Raw genomic sequence first — 15866 nt, forward strand, 5'->3', positions numbered from 1 at the left:
TTTTCATGGCCAAGCCGCAAAGCCCAAAACCAACCGCACCATTTTCCCGCAATCTTGTCCGCGCAGTTTTGGTTCTGACCATCCTGCTGGTTCTGGCGGCGGGTGCCGCGTTCTATTACGCCTCGCGCGTTTCAGATAAATCACGTCATGCAGATGGCGATGGCAAGATGCAGATCGTGATCAATGCCAAGAGCTGTGATCCGAATGAATTAACAGTTCCGGCTGGACGTACCGTCTTTGAAATAGTCAACAAGTCTGACCGTTCCGTTGAATGGGAAATTCTCGACGGCGTGATGGTTCTTGAAGAGCGGGAGAATATTGCGCCGGGCTTCAAGCAGACAATTACCGCAAAGCTTTTGCCGGGTGAATATCAGATCACTTGTGGCCTTCTTTCCAATCCGCGCGGCAAGCTGATCGTAACTCCATCGGCGAGCAGTGAAGCCGCAAAAGGCAAACTGCCTCTGACCGCCTTCCTCGGTGCACTGGCTGAGTATCAAATCTATCTCGCAACTGAAGTGGCTGAGTTCCAGAAGGCTGTTGCAACGCTTTCGGATGCCGTTTCAAGCGGCAATATCGAAGCCGCACAGGCCGCTTACGCGCCAGCGCGTGAAGCTTATGCACGTATCGCACCGGTTTCGGAAGCCTTCTCCGATCTCGATACGGCAATCAATGCGCGCGCCGATGTTTTTGAAAAGCGTGAACAAGACCCTGCATTTGGCGGCCTTCACCGCATTGAATATGGGCTGTTCGAACAGAAGTCACTGGATGGTCTGCAGCCCGTTGCAGGCAAACTGGTACAGGACGCGGCTGGCCTGAAAGATCGTATCCGTGCCTTGCGTATTTCGCCTGACCGGATGCTGGCAGGTACATCGTCGGCGCTCAATCGATTTGCGTCAACCGCTGCTGATACAGGCGATGATCGCTACGCACATACAGATTTGCAGGTATTTGCAGGCCTTGTTGAAGGTTCGGCAAAGACGGCGGATGTGTTGCGTCCGATCGTTATCAAGGTTGATCCCAAGGCTTTTGAAGGGGTTGATGCTCAGGTGTCAGCCGTGAAGGCGCTGCTTGGCGCCCAGAATGGCAAGGCATACGATACACTTTCTGCTGATGAGAAGGCACAAATCAAGGACGGCGCGGCTGCTCTTGCCGACCAGTTTTCAAAACTCCGCGATCAACTTGGAATGGATTAATGACCATAAAATTTTTCAGAAATGATCGTACTGATAAAGATCAGCCAGCGTCTTCGGCACGCCGCGCTCTTTTGCTGGGTGCGGGCGCAACAGGGGTCGCAAGCGTGTTTGCACCTCAGGCGGCGAATGCGCTTTCAAATGCGGGTGCACTCTCTTCTGAAAGTGTGACCAACGCACCGGAAAGCGACAAGCTGCAAGAGAGCCAGCCATTTTATGGTGTGCATCAGCCGGGTATTGTAACACCGCGTCCAGCTGCAGGCTTGGTAGCTTCGTTCGACGTACTGGCGCGCGACCGTGCGGGTCTGGAACGCATGTTCAGACTTCTGACGGAACGTGCAGCCTTTCTCATGAAGGGTGGTGAGCCACCAGAACTTGATCCGAAGTTTCCACCGTCGGACTCAGGGATTTTAGGGCCGACTGTTGCGCCTGACAATCTGACGATTACAGTAGGATTGGGTAACTCGCTATTTGATGATCGCTTTGGACTGAAGCCGTTCAAGCCAAAGCAGTTGCAACGTATGACGGGTTTCCCCAACGATGCACTGCAAAAGGATCTGTGTCACGGAGATCTGGTAATCCAGTTCTGCTCGAATACAGCAGATACCAATATCCATGCGCTGCGCGATATCATGAAGAACATGCCGGATCTTCTGATGGTGCGCTGGAAGCAGGAAGGTTCAGTGCCGGTACAGCCGCCGCATTCGCCAAAAGCCAAGGAAAGTGCGCGCAATTTCCTCGGGTTCCGCGATGGTTCAGCTAATCCTGATGCTGCTGACAAAGCCTTGATGGACCGCGTCATCTGGATTCAGCCCGGCAAAGATGAGCCAGAATGGGCTTCTCACGGCAATTATATGGCCGTTCGTCTCATCCGCAATTTTGTTGAGCGCTGGGATCGCACGCCGTTGCAGGAGCAGCAGACCATTTTCGGGCGTCACAAAGATAGCGGTGCGCCATTTGATGGCAAAACTGAAGCTGATGTGCCTGACTATTCAAAAGATCCAGAAGGCAAGGTTACGCGAATGGATTCTCATATTCGGCTGGCCAATCCACGCGATGCCAATGCCGAACAGCATTTGATTTTGCGCCGTCCGTTCAACTATTCCAATGGGGTCACGAAGTCCGGTCAGCTCGATATGGGGCTGCTGTTCATCGCTTATCAGGCCGATCTGGAAAAGGGCTTTATTACTGTTCAGAAGCGCCTCGATGGCGAACCTCTGGAAGAGTATATCAAGCCAATCGGCGGCGGTTATTTCTTCACGCTACCCGGCGTGAAAAATCAGGATGACTTTTACGCAAGTGCACTCCTGCAGGCGAGTGGAGCGAGTTTGACGTTTGATAAAAGCTGACTGCAAATGCTGGTTCAAACGTCAAATTCAAAAGCTCCACTCGTTTTAAAAGTTGGCCGTGGCCCATTCGATCCTGACATTTGCACTGCGGTTATCCCAGCGATAGGCAAATGTCAGGATCGGGCCACTGGCGGGCCGCAGAATGCGCGTGGGTGAAGGTCTTATCATTACGGAGAGGTAAACATGAAATATCGTCTGCCATTGCTCGCGTCGGCTTGCGCCGTTGCCCTTTCACTCAGCTTCGGTGCTGCAGAGGCTGAAGTCTCCCCACTTGATCTGGTTCAGCCTATTGCCGACTACAAGATCTATATTCAGGACAATCTTGATATCCTTGTAAAGGATACGAAGGCTTTTACCGATGCTATCAAGGCTGGCGAACTTGAGAAAGCGAAAGAGCTTTATCCATCTTCGCGCGTTTCCTATGAAAAGATCGAACCGATTGCAGAGCTTTTTGCGGACCTCGATGCTTCTATCGATAGCCGTGCTGACGATCATGAAGATGCAGAAAAGTCGGAAGACTTTACCGGCTTCCATCGCCTCGAATACGGCCTGTTCGCACAGAATTCGACCGAAGGTCTCGATAAATATGCTGACAAGCTCTACGCAGATGTTGTTGAGCTGCAGAAGCGCATCAAGGACATGACCTTCCCACCTGAAAAGGTTGTTGGTGGTGCAGCAGCCCTTATGGAAGAAGTGGCCGCAACCAAGATTTCTGGTGAAGAAGATCGTTATAGCCACACCGACATCTGGGACTTCCAGGCCAATGTAGATGGCTCGCAGAAGATCGTCGAACTCTTCCGTCCGCTGATCGAAAAAGAAAATCCTGAGCTTCTTAAGAAGTCGGATGCCAACTTCAAAACCGTCAACGACATTCTTGCGAAGTACAAGAAGGGCGACGGCTATGAATTATACGATAAGCTGACCGACGAAGATCGCAAGGTCATGGCTGGCGCGATCACGACGCTGGCAGAAGATCTTTCGACGTTGCGCGGCACATTAGGCCTGAACTAAGGCTGTTAAATTGCATGGAAAATGGCGGGCTTTGCCCGCCATTTTCATTTGTAATGAACGATACTTGTAAAGGGATATTGCCCCCTGGGATATCAAGTCATAGGCTGGATTGTCAGGATTCAACGAGGAGGATTTTAGGTCATGACCAAGCTGTCGCGCGCAACGCTCAAGAGCTTCAACAAAGTTCATAAGCCTGGTTATGATCTGGAGGCGCTGACACCGGGGATTGTGCATTTTGGTGTGGGTAATTTTCATCGCGCGCATCAAGCGGTTTATCTTGATGATTTGTTCGGGCTTGGGCTCGATCATGATTGGGCTTTGGTTGGCGCAGGCGTGCGGGCCAGCGACGATGCCATGCGCGATACGCTGAAAGCTCAGGATTGGCTGACCACAGTTGTTGAGCAGGAAGCGGAACATTCGGAAGCGCGCATCATCGCCTCGATGGTCGATTACGTGACGATTTCTACCGACGAGGGGTGCAAGGCGCTGATGGCCTATCTTACGTCACCGGATATCCGCATTGTTTCGATGACGATCACCGAAGGCGGCTATTACATCAATCCGGCAAGCCAGCATTTTGATCCGGCGCATCCCGATATTGTCTATGACAGTGTTCATACGGACAAGCCAAATACGGTCTTTGGTCTCATCGTGCAGGCGCTGAAACTGCGCAAGGCCGCCGAAGTCGAGCCGTTCACGGTCATGTCCTGCGATAATATTCCCGGTAATGGCCACGTTACCGAAGATGCTGTCGTTGGCCTCGCCAAGCTCAGCGATCCGGAATTTGCTGACTGGATTGCGGCCAATGTGGCTTTCCCGAATTCAATGGTTGATCGCATCACACCGGCGACGGGTGGGCGCGAACGCGATATCGCGCTGAAGGAATTTGAAGTTGAAGATGGCTGGCCGGTCTTCTGCGAAGGTTTCAAGCAGTGGGTGGTCGAAGACAAATTCCCGACTGGACGTCCACGGTTGCATAAAGTAGGCGTGATCTTCTCCGATCAGGTCGACGCTTATGAGCTGATGAAAATCCGTATCCTCAATGGCGGACATGCGGCGATTGCCTATCCGGGGGGACTTCTCGACATCCATTTCGTCCATGAGGCGATGGAAAACACGCTGATCAGAAAATATCTGGAAAAGCTCACCAAGGAAGAAATCATTCCCGAGGTTCCACCGGTTCCAAATACGGTTCTCGAAGATTATCGTCTGCTGATTGACAAGCGTTTTTCCAATCCAAAGATTGGCGATACAATCCGCCGCCTGTGCCTTGATGGCTCCAACCGTCAACCGAAGTTTATTCTGCCGACAGTTTCAGACCGTCTGGCCAAAGGTCATTCGGTCACCGGCCTTGCACTGGTATCCGCTCTCTGGTGTCGCTACTGCTATGGAACAACCGACAGCGGTGCGGTGATCGAACCCAATGATCCGTCATGGGATCGTCTGGTGAAACAGGCGGTACTTGCCAAGGACGAACCAACACGCTGGCTTGAGATGACTGATATTTTCGGCGCGCTAGCCACCAATCCCGCCTATATCGAAGCCTTTTCCGCAGCGCTCAAGCGTATCTGGCAGGATGGCACAGCTAAAACGCTCGAACGGTATCTGGCGAATAAACCCTTGTGATATCTATAATGCGCCCGGATAGACTCTGACCGGGCGGTTGTCTTTGACAGACTCCATCACCACGAAAGTCGAAGTGCTTGCCACATTCGGCAGGCTCGAGATTTTCTCGCCCAGCACCTCGCGGTAACGCCGGATGTTGGACGTTCGCACTTTCAGCAGATAGTCGAAAGAGCTTGCAATCATGTGGCACTCTTCAACTTCGCGTATCTTGCGCACCGCAACGTTAAAGGCGGTGAGGGCCGCTTCGCGCGTGTCCGATAATTTCACGGTCGTAAAGGCGATATGATCGAGGCCCAGCTTTTCCGGGTCAATCGCCGCGCGAAAGCCGATAATATAACCTTCATCGACCAATCGTTTGACGCGTGCCTGACACGGCGTCTTGGAAAGACCGACTTTTTTTGACAACTCGGTCATGGCAATGCGACCATCATCGCTCAGCACTTCAAGAATGCGGCGATCGAACTGATCCAGATCGTCTACAGAGTCTATCTTTCGCATTCAAAATGCCTCTTGAAGTTGTTTTAATAAGATCGAATTGTCTTTATATGGATCAAATGAAGGCAGAATGCAATTTGCGTCGATGGTAGTGTGCGACCACATATAAGCATAGTTGAACTGGGCTTAAGCCTGTTTTTGCGAGCATTGCACCATGACTGATAAAGTATCCGCCCACGCTACCCCGGTTTTCCAGAATTTCGCGCCGCCAATCCGCGAACAAGGCCCATTGCGCAAGGCAATCACCGATGCCTATCGTCGGCCAGAAGCTGAATGCGTGACCGCGCTGGTTCAGCAGGCGACCTTGCCTGAAGAAACGACCAAGCAGATCAGAGCGACCGCTCGGAAGCTGATTGAAGCCCTGCGTGCCAAGCACAAGGGCACGGGCGTTGAAGGTCTGGTGCATGAATATTCGCTGTCGAGCCAGGAAGGCGTGGCGCTGATGTGCCTTGCCGAAGCTCTACTGCGCATTCCGGATATGGCAACGCGTGATGCGCTGATCCGTGACAAGATTTCCAATGGCGATTGGAAGTCGCATGTCGGCGGCGGTCGTTCGCTGTTCGTCAATGCTGCAACCTGGGGTCTTGTTGTCACCGGCAAGCTCACCAACACCGTCAATGATAGCGGCCTTTCGGCAGCGCTTACTCGCCTGATCGCCCGTTGTGGTGAGCCGGTCATCCGTCGCGGCGTGGATATGGCCATGCGTATGATGGGTGAGCAATTCGTCACCGGCGAAACCATCGATGAAGCGCTGAAGCGTGCGAAGTCGCTGGAAGAGCGCGGATTCCGCTATTCTTACGACATGCTCGGTGAAGCTGCCACGACGGCTGCCGATGCAGAACGTTATTACAAGGATTACGAGACTGCGATTCACGCAATCGGCCGCGCTTCGGCTGGTCGCGGCATCTATGATGGTCCCGGCATTTCGATCAAGCTTTCGGCCCTGCATCCACGCTATGTCCGTGCGCAGAGCGAACGCGTCATGGGAGAACTTCTGCCAAAGGTGAAGGCGCTCGCAGCCCTTTCCAAGAAGTACAATATCGGCCTCAACATCGATGCTGAAGAAGCAGACCGTCTTGAGCTTTCGCTCGATCTTCTGCAGAGCCTGATCGAAGATCCTGATCTGGCTGATTGGGAAGGCATCGGCTTCGTGGTGCAGGCCTATGGCAAGCGCTGCCCGTTTGTGCTTGATTTCATTATCGATCTTGCCCGCCGGAACAATCGCCGCGTCATGGTTCGTCTCGTCAAGGGCGCTTACTGGGATGCAGAAATCAAGCGCGCTCAGGTTGATGGTCTGGAAGATTTCCCGGTTTACACCCGCAAGGTTCACACCGACGTCTCCTACATTGCCTGCGCAGCCAAGCTGCTTGGCGCCCGCGATGTGATCTTCCCGCAGTTTGCAACGCATAATGCGCAGACGCTTGCCACGATCTATCATCTGGCAGGTCCAGACTTCAAAACCGGCTCTTATGAATTCCAGTGCCTGCATGGCATGGGCGAACCGCTTTATGACGAAGTTGTCGGTCCATCGAAGCTGGGTCGTCCAGCCCGCATTTATGCGCCGGTTGGTACGCATGAAACGCTGCTTGCATATCTGGTGCGTCGCCTGCTCGAAAATGGTGCGAACTCTTCCTTCGTCAATCGCATTGGCGACAAGAGCGTGTCGGTCGATGAACTGATTGCTGATCCTGCGGAAGTCGTTTGCTCGATGGCTATTGTTGGTGCCCGCCACGACCAGATCAACCTGCCGGAAGGCCTTTATGGTATTCGCAAAAACTCGGCTGGTTTCGACCTTTCCAATGAAGAACAGCTGGCAGAACTGAGCGAAACGCTCAAAGCCAATGCTTCGCGCGCCTGGACTGCGGAACCGCAGGTTGCGGGTGCCAAGGTTAAGGGTGAAAGCCGCCCAGTTCTGAACCCCGGCGATCATTCCGATGTCGTGGGTACAGTTACGGAAATCGCTGCCGACGATGTTGCGCAAGCGATGAAGGCGGCTGAGAAGGCTGTTGCAAGCTGGTCTCAGGTTTCTCCTGCTGATCGTGCAGCCTGCCTTGATCGCGCTGCTGATATCATGCAGCGTGAAATGGCCGAACTTCTCGGTCTCATCATGCGTGAAGCTGGCAAGTCCATGCCAAACGCGATTGCAGAAGTGCGCGAAGCCATCGACTTCCTGCGCTATTATGCAGAACAGACCCGCCGCACACTGGGCGTTGCGCACAAGCCGCTTGGTCCAATTGTCTGTATCAGCCCGTGGAACTTCCCGCTGGCGATCTTCACCGGCCAGATTGCAGCAGCCCTTGTTGCAGGCAATCCAGTTCTGGCAAAGCCTGCTGAAGAAACCCCGCTCATCGCAGCGCAGGGTGTTCGCATTCTGCACGAAGCTGGCATTCCTGCCGATGCATTGCAGCTTCTGCCGGGCGATGGCCGCATTGGTGCAGCGCTTGTTGCAGCGCAGGAAACCTGTGGTGTGATGTTTACCGGCTCGACCGAAGTTGCACGTCTTATTCAGGCGCAGCTTGCCTCGCGTCTGCTGCCAAATGGTAAGCCCATCCCGTTGATTGCTGAAACCGGTGGTCAGAATGCCATGATCGTGGATTCGTCTGCTCTTGCCGAACAGGTCGTGTTCGACGTGATCGGTTCGGCTTTCGACAGCGCCGGTCAGCGTTGTTCGGCTCTGCGCGTTCTTTGCTTGCAGGAAGATGTCGCGGATCGCATTCTGACCATGCTCAAGGGCGCGCTCAAGGAACTGTCCATTGGCCGCACCGACAAGCTGAAAGTTGATATTGGCGCCGTAATTACTGCCGAAGCCAAGGACATCATCGAGAAGCACGTTCAGACGATGCGTGATATGGGCCGTAAAGTGGAACAACTTCCGCTTGGACCGGAAGCCGGGAAGGGCACTTTCGTTGCGCCGACCATCGTTGAGATCGACAGTCTGCGCGATCTGAAGCGTGAAGTGTTCGGTCCGGTTCTGCATGTTGTGCGCTATAAGCGTGATGACATGGATCGTCTGATCGATGACATCAATGCAACCGGTTATGGCCTGACCTTTGGTCTGCATACACGTCTTGATGAAACCATCGCTCATGTTGCCGACCGCATCCGGGTTGGTAACATCTATATCAATCGCAACGTTATTGGTGCGATTGTGGGCGTCCAGCCTTTCGGTGGCCGTGGTCTGTCCGGCACGGGCCCGAAGGCTGGCGGTCCGCTTTATCTCGGTCGCCTCGTTGAAACAGCGCCTATCCCGCCGCGTATGGCTTCGGTTCACACCGATGCCGCGCTCAACGATTTCGCAAAGTGGCTTGGCAATCGCGGCATGAACGAACTGGCGCAGGCGGCTCGTGAAACCGGCAGTGCTTCTGCCCTTGGTATGAATATCGAGCTGCCGGGTCCGGTTGGTGAGCGCAACCTCTACGCGCTTCATGCGCGTGGTCGTATTCTTCTGGTTCCCGAGAGCGAAATCGGCTTCTATCGTCAGCTGACGGCTGCACTTGCCACTGGCAACGAGGCTGTGATCGACGAGGCTTCGGGCCTGCGCAATCTTCTGAAGGACTTGCCTTCAAGCGTCGCTGCGCGTGTTGTCTGGACAAAGGACTGGCAGGCAGATGCGCCCTTTGCCGGTGCGCTTGTTGAAGGAGAGGGCGAACGCCTGACTGACATCAACAAGAAGCTGGCAGCTCTTCCGGGTCCGCTCGTGCTAACACAGGCCGCGACTTCGGCGCAGCTTGCTGAGAGCGCTGATTGTTATTGCCTGAGCTGGCTGCTTGAGGAGGTTTCGACCTCCATCAACACAACGGCTGCAGGCGGCAATGCGAGCCTGATGGCAATCGGCTGATAAGTCTTTACACTATTTGAAAGAGGCGACCTTCGGGTCGCCTTTTTTATGTTCTGCAAAACTTGCAAGGCTGTGCAGAAACAGAATTATTAGATCGTTTTTGGAATTTTCAGAATGAAATTTACAAAAGCAGATTGACACATAAGTTTAAAAAGCAAAGACTGTGCACAGGCTTGCAAAAAGCCACAGCGTGGAGGCGCTGTTCATAGGGAGGAATAATGATGCGTTGGGCACTTATGGCTGCGGCGTTTGCCGCTGGCGTTTCATCATTTGCGGTTTCTGCACAGGCTTCTGGCAATCTCAATCTCATCTGCTCGGCAGACGTTGTGATCTGCGAGCAGATGAAGAACAATTTTGAGAAGGAAACAGATATCAAGGTCAATATGGTGCGTCTGTCTTCTGGCGAAACCTATGCGAAGGTTCGCGCCGAAGCACGCAATCCGAAGACCGATATCTGGTGGGCAGGCACTGGCGATCCGCATTTGCAGGCTGCATCCGAAGGGCTGACGCTTGAATATAAATCGCCTCTGCTCGACCAGTTACAGGATTGGGCAAAGAAGCAGGCGGAAAGTTCGGGATTTCGTACTGTGGGTGTTTACGCCGGCGCTTTGGGCTGGGGCTATAACACCGACATTTTCAAGAAGAAGAACCTGAAGGAACCAACCTGCTGGGCCGATCTGCTCGATCCGTCCTATAAGGGCGAAATCCAGATGGCAAACCCGAATTCTTCCGGCACAGCCTATACGGCTCTCGCGACACTGATACAGTTGATGGGCGAGGAAAAGGCGTTTGAATATCTGACAAAACTCAATGCCAATATCTCGCAATACACCAAGTCAGGATCTGCACCGGTAAAGTCGGCTGCGCGTGGTGAAAATGGTATCGGTATTGTCTTCATGCACGACGCGGTTGCGATGACTGCCGAAGGGTTCCCGATCAAGTCCATCGCGCCTTGTGAAGGAACGGGATACGAAATCGGATCCATGTCGATCATCAAGGGCGCCCGCAACCTCGAAAACGCCAAGAAATGGTATGACTGGGCGCTGACAGCAGAAGTGCAGTCGAAGATGAAGGATGCAAAATCCTTCCAGCTTCCATCCAATAAGAACGCCGAAGTGCCGAAAGAATCGCCACGCTTCGAGGATATCAAGCTGATCGACTACGACTTCAAGACCTATGGCGAACCGACCAAGCGCAAGGAAATCCTTGAGCGCTGGGACAAGGAAATCGGCGCAAAGGCGAATTAAAGCTTCGCCTTATCGGGCGATTAACAATCCTTTTTCGTTATCGACCTCCCGCCGCCAGTCCGGCGGGAGACGAATAATTGCGTCCACTTTGCCAGCCATGAGCAAAAAATGAGCAGAAAAGCGGATAGATATGAAACAACATAATCGACGGCTTGATGTGGTTTTGGCGCTGGCTTTGGCCGCGTTCTTTATCTTGCCCTGGTATCGCATTGAGCAAGGCTTCTTCCGTTTCAGCTGGCTTGAAGGGTTTTTCAGTCAGGCCGAAAACGGTCCCGGTATTCTGCAAATATTCGCTTATGGCCGCCCATGGCTCGCTGTTGTTGCCGTACTGATGCTCATTTGCGGCTTTGCACGCTTTGTGATGTCTCCGGAAAAGCGGACATCCGTTCTGATCGGGGCAAGCCTTCTGGGTGCGGGCTTTCTTGCGCTGCAAGGACTGGCGATCGGTTTCACCGGCTGGAACTGGACAGTAAGCGAAACCCTCTTCGGTCAGCTTGCCGATGGACAGCCAGCCTTTGGCGCAGGGGCCGTCCTGACAGGCCTTTGTTTTCTGCTGATCTTTTCTTTCGGACTTGCCGAACGCGGAGTGATGAAAGGCGATGCCTTTGTCGTTTCCTCCATCACATTGCTGGTCGCACTGGTCAGCGTTTTTGTATTTTATCCGATCTTCAGCATGTTTGCAGGCTCTGTTCAGGACTTTGACGGTTCCTTCAAGCCGGATGGCTTTATTGGCAATATTCAGGATTCTTCCATCTGGAGCCTTGCCTGTGTGATCGGCGAGGGGCGTTGCGGCGTTGCATGGCGCACGTTGTGGCTCGCGTTGATGACAGCAACAGGCTCGACTGTGCTCGGGCTTTCCTTCGCACTCGTTGCAACCCGCACAGGCTTTCCGTTCAAGAAAGGCTTGCGCATTCTCACAGTGCTGCCGATCATCACGCCACCATTCGTGATTGGTTTGGCGCTAACATTGCTGTTTGGCCGCGCAGGTGTGGTGACGGAACAGATTTCCTACTTCTTTGGTGTTGAACCGGGCCGCTGGCTTTATGGTCTCACGGGTATCTGGATTGCGCAGGTGCTTTCCTTCACACCGATCACCTTTCTGGTTCTGATCGGTGTGGTCGAAGGCGTTTCGCCTTCCATGGAAGAAGCATCGCAAACTTTGCGTGCCGGTCGCTGGCGCACGTTCAACCGTGTTTCATTGCCGCTTATGGCACCGGGACTGGCCAATGCATTCCTGATTGCCTTCATCGAAAGCATGGCCGATTTCGGCAATCCAATGGTGCTGGGCGGCAGCCATGGCGTGCTTTCGACCGAGATATTCTTTGCCGTGGTGGGCGCGCAAAATGATCCGTCGCGCGCGGCTGTTCTGGCCATCGTATTGCTTTGCTTCACGCTGTCGGCCTTCCTCATTCAGCGTCTGTGGCTGTCAGGAAAAAACTTCGCCACCGTCACCGGCAAGGGCGATTCAGGCATTCATGCCGGCCTGCCAAATGGATTGAGGATTGGCGTCTATGCCCTTGTTATTCCTTGGATGATCTTCACTGTCGTCGTCTATGTCATGATTTTGATTGGCGGGTTCGTACGCACCTGGGGGCTCGATAATTCGCTGACATTCGATCATTACCGCCGCGCTTTCTCGGTGGCATGGACGGATAGCGGCTTTGCATGGACGGGTGTTGCCTGGAACTCTTTCTGGACGACGATGGAAATATCGCTCATCTCTGCACCACTTACTGCCGCTGTCGGCTTGCTGACCGCATATCTAATCGTGCGGCAGCGCTTCTTCGGGCGCAGTGTGTTCGAGTTTGCACTGATGCTGAGCTTCGCCATTCCAGGCACGGTTATCGGCGTTAGCTATATCATGGCTTTCAACCTGCCACCGCTTGAAATGACCGGCACAGCGCTGATCCTGATTGCCTGCTTCGTGTTCCGCAATATGCCGGTTGGCGTGCGCGGTGGTATCGCCGCCATGAGCCAGCTCGACAAAAGCCTTGATGAAGCATCGCTCACGCTGCGTGCAGGCAGTTTCCGCACCATCCGCAAGGTGATCTTGCCGCTTCTACGACCGGCAATTACTGCGGCACTGGTCTATTCCTTCGTACGTGCGATCACATCGATCAGTGCTGTGATCTTCCTTGTGTCGGCGGAATACAACATGGCGACTTCTTACATCGTCGGCCTTGTCGAAAATGGTGAGTTCGGTGTGGCGATTGCCTATTCGTCAGCACTCATTCTCGTGATGGTGGTCGTGATTGTCACCTTCCAGCTCCTTGTCGGTGAACGCCGATTGCGGCGCGAAAACCGCGTTGCCACGCACACGCCGATTAAAACCGTTCAACAGGAGAAAGCCGTATGACTATGATCCGTCCCGGCTCCGTTACCTTTCAAAACGTTACCAAGAAGTTCGGCAATTTCACCGCTCTGCCTGATTTGTCGCTAACGGTGGAACCCGGCACACTTGTGACCTTGCTCGGTCCATCCGGTTGCGGCAAGACCACGACCCTGCGCCTTCTGGCGGGGCTGGAGCATCCGACATCGGGCAGCATTCTGATCGGTGGCAAGGATGTGACCATGCTCCCTGCCAATGAGCGCGATGTATCGATGGTGTTTCAGTCCTATGCGCTATTTCCACACATGAGTTCGCTCGATAACGTTGCCTATGGACTTGAATCTTCCGGATTGAAGAAGAAGGAAGCGCGTGAGCGGGCCGAGGAAGGGCTGAATCTGGTTGGCCTTGCCGGTATGGGGCATCGCCTTCCGGCCGAGCTTTCAGGTGGGCAGCAACAGCGTGTCGCAGTTGCCCGCGCATTGGTGCTGGAGCCACAGGTATTGCTACTTGATGAGCCGCTGTCCAATCTTGACGCGCGTCTGCGCCGCCGTGTGAGAACCGAGATCAGGGAACTCCAGCAAAGGCTTGGTTTCACTGCAGTTTATGTTACCCACGATCAGGACGAAGCTTTGGCGGTGTCCGATACAATTATTGTCATGAAAGACGGCGATATAGCGCAGCAAGGCAGTCCGCGCGATCTTTATGAGTCGCCCGCATCTGCCTTCATCGCAGACTTTATGGGCGAGGCAAATGTCGTGCCCTGTGAAGTTGTCAGCGTAGAAAATGGAGAAGCCGTCATCCGTATCGGAAAACTTGAGCATCGCGTGGCATCACGAAATGCAAGGCCCGGACCGGCCCAATTGGCGGTTCGTCCCAACGCCGTGAGTTTGCACGCACAAAGTGGCGGAGATTTTCCGGGGCGCGTGACGCATTCCGCCTATCTCGGCGATCATACTGAATATGAAATCGAGACTGAACATGGCAAGCTTTTCATTGTCGATCCGGCAGTGGAAGAGGCGCTGGCACCACAAACCGACGTGGCGATTCATTTCAAGCCGCGCGGTCTTGCCATCATCAACAATTGAGCGCATGAACCTTGCGCCTTTATTCCCTCTGACTGGAAACCACGCATGACATTGGACATTTCAAAAGAGCTTCAAACGCGGTTTAAACTTGCGCAGGAAATTGCGCGTGAGGCAGGCGCTATGGCGCTTGATTATTTCAATCGCCGCGAAACACTCGTAATCGAAACCAAGCGCGATCCGCAGGATGTGGTTTCCATCGCCGATCGCAATGTTGAGCAGCTTATAGCTGAGCGGGTATCGGCTGCTTTCAGCGACGATGGCTTCCTTGGCGAGGAATATGGACTCAACGCTGGTGCTTCGGGCTATACATGGGTGGTTGATCCCATTGATGGCACCAGCCCGTTCGTCAATGGAATGCCGAACTGGTGTGTTTCCATCGCGGTACTGAAGGATGGTGAGCCCGTCATCGGTGTTATTCAGGCACCTTGTTTTGATGAGCTTTATGCTTCCGCCAAGGGGCAGGGTGCAACACTTAACGGCAAAAAGCTCGCGCTTGATCTATCTCGCAATATCCGCAATTCGGTGACCGGCATCGGAGCGAACAATCATGTCACGCCGCAGGTGGTTGCCAAAATTGTGGAAGATCTGTTGGAAGCAGGCGGCACATTCATCCGCAATGGTTCGGGCGCGCTGATGATTGCCTATGTCGCGGCTGGTCGTCTGGTGGGCTACTATGAACCATATATGCACGCATGGGACTGCATGGCCGGTTTCTGTCTCGTTAAGGAAGCAGGCGGTTATGTGCATCCGTTCCCGGTCGAAGGCGAACAACTGACCAAGGGCAATAAGGTTTTTGTTGCAGCGCCCGGTGCGGTCGATGATCTTAAAAAGATTGCCCGACTGTAAGAAACAAGCCCCGGAAATCCGGGGCTTGTTTTTATACTGATGGATTGTCGCGTTTGTAAATCCAGTCGTGGTCGGGGTGGTTTTTGAAACGCCATTTGCGGATCGGACCGGCCATGACGTTGAGATAATACATCTCATAGCCGTAAGGTGCGCCGCACGGGTGATGTCCCTTTGGCACCAGAACGACATCGCCGTCAGAAACGGCCATGGTTTCATCGAGACTACCATCTTCGGTGAAAACCCGCTGAATACCATAGCCTTGCGACGGGTTTAAGCGATGATAATAGGTTTCTTCCAGATAGGTCATATCCGGGAAGTTATCTTCATCGTGCCGATGAGGCGGGTAAGATGACCAGTTGCCCTGCGGCGTGAATACTTCCGTCACCAGAAGGCTATCGGCGACATCGCGCCCTTCCATAGCAATATTGAAGATGTTGCGGGTGTTGGCACCTTGTCCGCGCGTATCGAATGTCAGGCCTTCGGGGCCGAGTCTTTGCGCCTTGCGACCCGGTTTGCCCGGCGCGGTGCAGACAGCAAGCACGCAATCGGTTGTCGCCACGGCATCCCAGTCGCTCTCAGCAGGCACATAGAGACAATGCGGGGCGAGCTTTTCAAACACGCTCATCCGTTCGCCCATTTCGCCGAAATCCTCGCCAGAAGCCTTGAGCTTTGCCTTGCCTTCGACCAGCACCAGAATGACTTCGCGGTCGCCGGTTTTCTCGGTCGCGGTTTCACCTGCTTTCAGACGATAGAGGCCAAAGCCGACATAGCCCCAGTTGGCACTTTCCGGCGTGATGTCATGCACCTTGCCATGCTTGCCATTGGGTTTGCGTAACAGATTGGCCATGGC

11 protein-coding genes are annotated in these 15866 nt (G+C 53.8%); 9 read left to right on the plus strand and 2 right to left on the minus strand.

What is annotated here, in order from left to right; genetic code table 11:
- Positions 1 to 5: 5 nt before the first annotated feature.
- The 4 genes from efeO (CEV33_RS03635) to CEV33_RS03650 all read left to right on the plus strand — a co-directional run bounded on the left by efeO (CEV33_RS03635) (position 6) and on the right by CEV33_RS03650 (position 5176).
- Positions 6 to 1193: an iron uptake system protein EfeO gene (efeO, locus tag CEV33_RS03635; protein WP_094539095.1), complete on the plus strand. Its 1188-nt coding sequence runs from the start codon at positions 6 to 8 to the stop codon at positions 1191 to 1193.
- Positions 1193 to 2539, plus strand: a complete 1347-nt coding sequence (efeB, locus tag CEV33_RS03640) for an iron uptake transporter deferrochelatase/peroxidase subunit (RefSeq protein WP_094539096.1) — start codon at positions 1193 to 1195, stop codon at positions 2537 to 2539. The genes efeO (CEV33_RS03635) and efeB overlap by 1 nt, the downstream gene beginning before the upstream one ends.
- Positions 2540 to 2722: 183 nt before the next feature.
- Positions 2723 to 3550 carry an iron uptake system protein EfeO gene (gene efeO / locus CEV33_RS03645; RefSeq protein ID WP_094539097.1) on the plus strand — a complete coding sequence of 276 codons (828 nt, stop codon included), beginning with the start codon at positions 2723 to 2725 and terminating at the stop codon, positions 3548 to 3550.
- A gap of 141 nt (positions 3551 to 3691) precedes the next feature.
- Entirely contained in the window at positions 3692 to 5176 is a 1485-nt protein-coding gene (locus CEV33_RS03650) for a mannitol dehydrogenase family protein (protein ID WP_094539098.1), read from the plus strand.
- 3 nt (positions 5177 to 5179) lie between these two features.
- On the opposite strand, the gene CEV33_RS03655 is transcribed toward CEV33_RS03650, so the two are convergent.
- On the minus strand, positions 5180 to 5674 hold the full coding sequence (locus CEV33_RS03655) for an Lrp/AsnC family transcriptional regulator (RefSeq protein WP_094539099.1): 495 nt from the start codon (positions 5672 to 5674) through the stop codon (positions 5180 to 5182).
- Between the two features lie 151 nt (positions 5675 to 5825).
- On the opposite strand from CEV33_RS03655, the gene putA reads away from it, so the two are divergent.
- The 5 genes from putA (at position 5826) to CEV33_RS03680 (ending at position 15016) form a co-directional block, all read left to right on the plus strand.
- Positions 5826 to 9509: a trifunctional transcriptional regulator/proline dehydrogenase/L-glutamate gamma-semialdehyde dehydrogenase gene (putA, locus tag CEV33_RS03660; protein ID WP_094539100.1), complete on the plus strand. Its 3684-nt coding sequence runs from the start codon at positions 5826 to 5828 to the stop codon at positions 9507 to 9509.
- A gap of 221 nt (positions 9510 to 9730) precedes the next feature.
- A complete protein-coding gene (locus CEV33_RS03665; RefSeq protein ID WP_094539240.1) occupies positions 9731 to 10756 on the plus strand; it encodes an ABC transporter substrate-binding protein in 1026 nt (341 codons plus the stop codon).
- Between the two features lie 130 nt (positions 10757 to 10886).
- Entirely contained in the window at positions 10887 to 13112 is a 2226-nt protein-coding gene (locus tag CEV33_RS03670) for an ABC transporter permease (RefSeq protein ID WP_094539101.1), read from the plus strand.
- Positions 13109 to 14170, plus strand: coding sequence for an ABC transporter ATP-binding protein (locus CEV33_RS03675; protein ID WP_094539102.1), 1062 nt, complete (start codon positions 13109 to 13111; stop codon positions 14168 to 14170). The genes CEV33_RS03670 and CEV33_RS03675 overlap by 4 nt, the downstream gene beginning before the upstream one ends.
- A gap of 45 nt (positions 14171 to 14215) precedes the next feature.
- Entirely contained in the window at positions 14216 to 15016 is an 801-nt protein-coding gene (locus CEV33_RS03680; protein WP_094539103.1) for an inositol monophosphatase family protein, read from the plus strand.
- A 31-nt stretch (positions 15017 to 15047) separates the two neighbouring features.
- On the opposite strand, the gene iolB is transcribed toward CEV33_RS03680, so the two are convergent.
- Complete coding sequence (gene iolB, locus CEV33_RS03685; protein WP_094539104.1) at positions 15048 to 15863, minus strand: 5-deoxy-glucuronate isomerase; 816 nt, start codon at positions 15861 to 15863, stop codon at positions 15048 to 15050.
- Positions 15864 to 15866: the final 3 nt, after the last annotated feature.

The sequence above is a fragment of the Brucella grignonensis genome, assembly GCF_002252505.1.
Classification (GTDB): Bacteria; Pseudomonadota; Alphaproteobacteria; order Rhizobiales; family Rhizobiaceae; genus Brucella; species Brucella grignonensis.

Coding starts and splice junctions, on each gene's coding strand:
- efeB (WP_094539096.1), top strand. CDS start 1,193: ATGACCATAAAATTTTTCAGAAATGATCGTACTGATAAAGATCAGCCA.
- CEV33_RS03650 (WP_094539098.1), top strand. CDS start 3,692: ATGACCAAGCTGTCGCGCGCAACGCTCAAGAGCTTCAACAAAGTTCAT.
- efeO (WP_094539097.1), top strand. CDS start 2,723: ATGAAATATCGTCTGCCATTGCTCGCGTCGGCTTGCGCCGTTGCCCTT.
- putA (WP_094539100.1), top strand. CDS start 5,826: ATGACTGATAAAGTATCCGCCCACGCTACCCCGGTTTTCCAGAATTTC.
- CEV33_RS03680 (WP_094539103.1), top strand. CDS start 14,216: ATGACATTGGACATTTCAAAAGAGCTTCAAACGCGGTTTAAACTTGCG.
- CEV33_RS03670 (WP_094539101.1), top strand. CDS start 10,887: ATGAAACAACATAATCGACGGCTTGATGTGGTTTTGGCGCTGGCTTTG.
- CEV33_RS03655 (WP_094539099.1), bottom strand. CDS start 5,674: ATGCGAAAGATAGACTCTGTAGACGATCTGGATCAGTTCGATCGCCGC.
- CEV33_RS03675 (WP_094539102.1), top strand. CDS start 13,109: ATGACTATGATCCGTCCCGGCTCCGTTACCTTTCAAAACGTTACCAAG.
- CEV33_RS03665 (WP_094539240.1), top strand. CDS start 9,731: ATGCGTTGGGCACTTATGGCTGCGGCGTTTGCCGCTGGCGTTTCATCA.
- iolB (WP_094539104.1), bottom strand. CDS start 15,863: ATGGCCAATCTGTTACGCAAACCCAATGGCAAGCATGGCAAGGTGCAT.
- efeO (WP_094539095.1), top strand. CDS start 6: ATGGCCAAGCCGCAAAGCCCAAAACCAACCGCACCATTTTCCCGCAAT.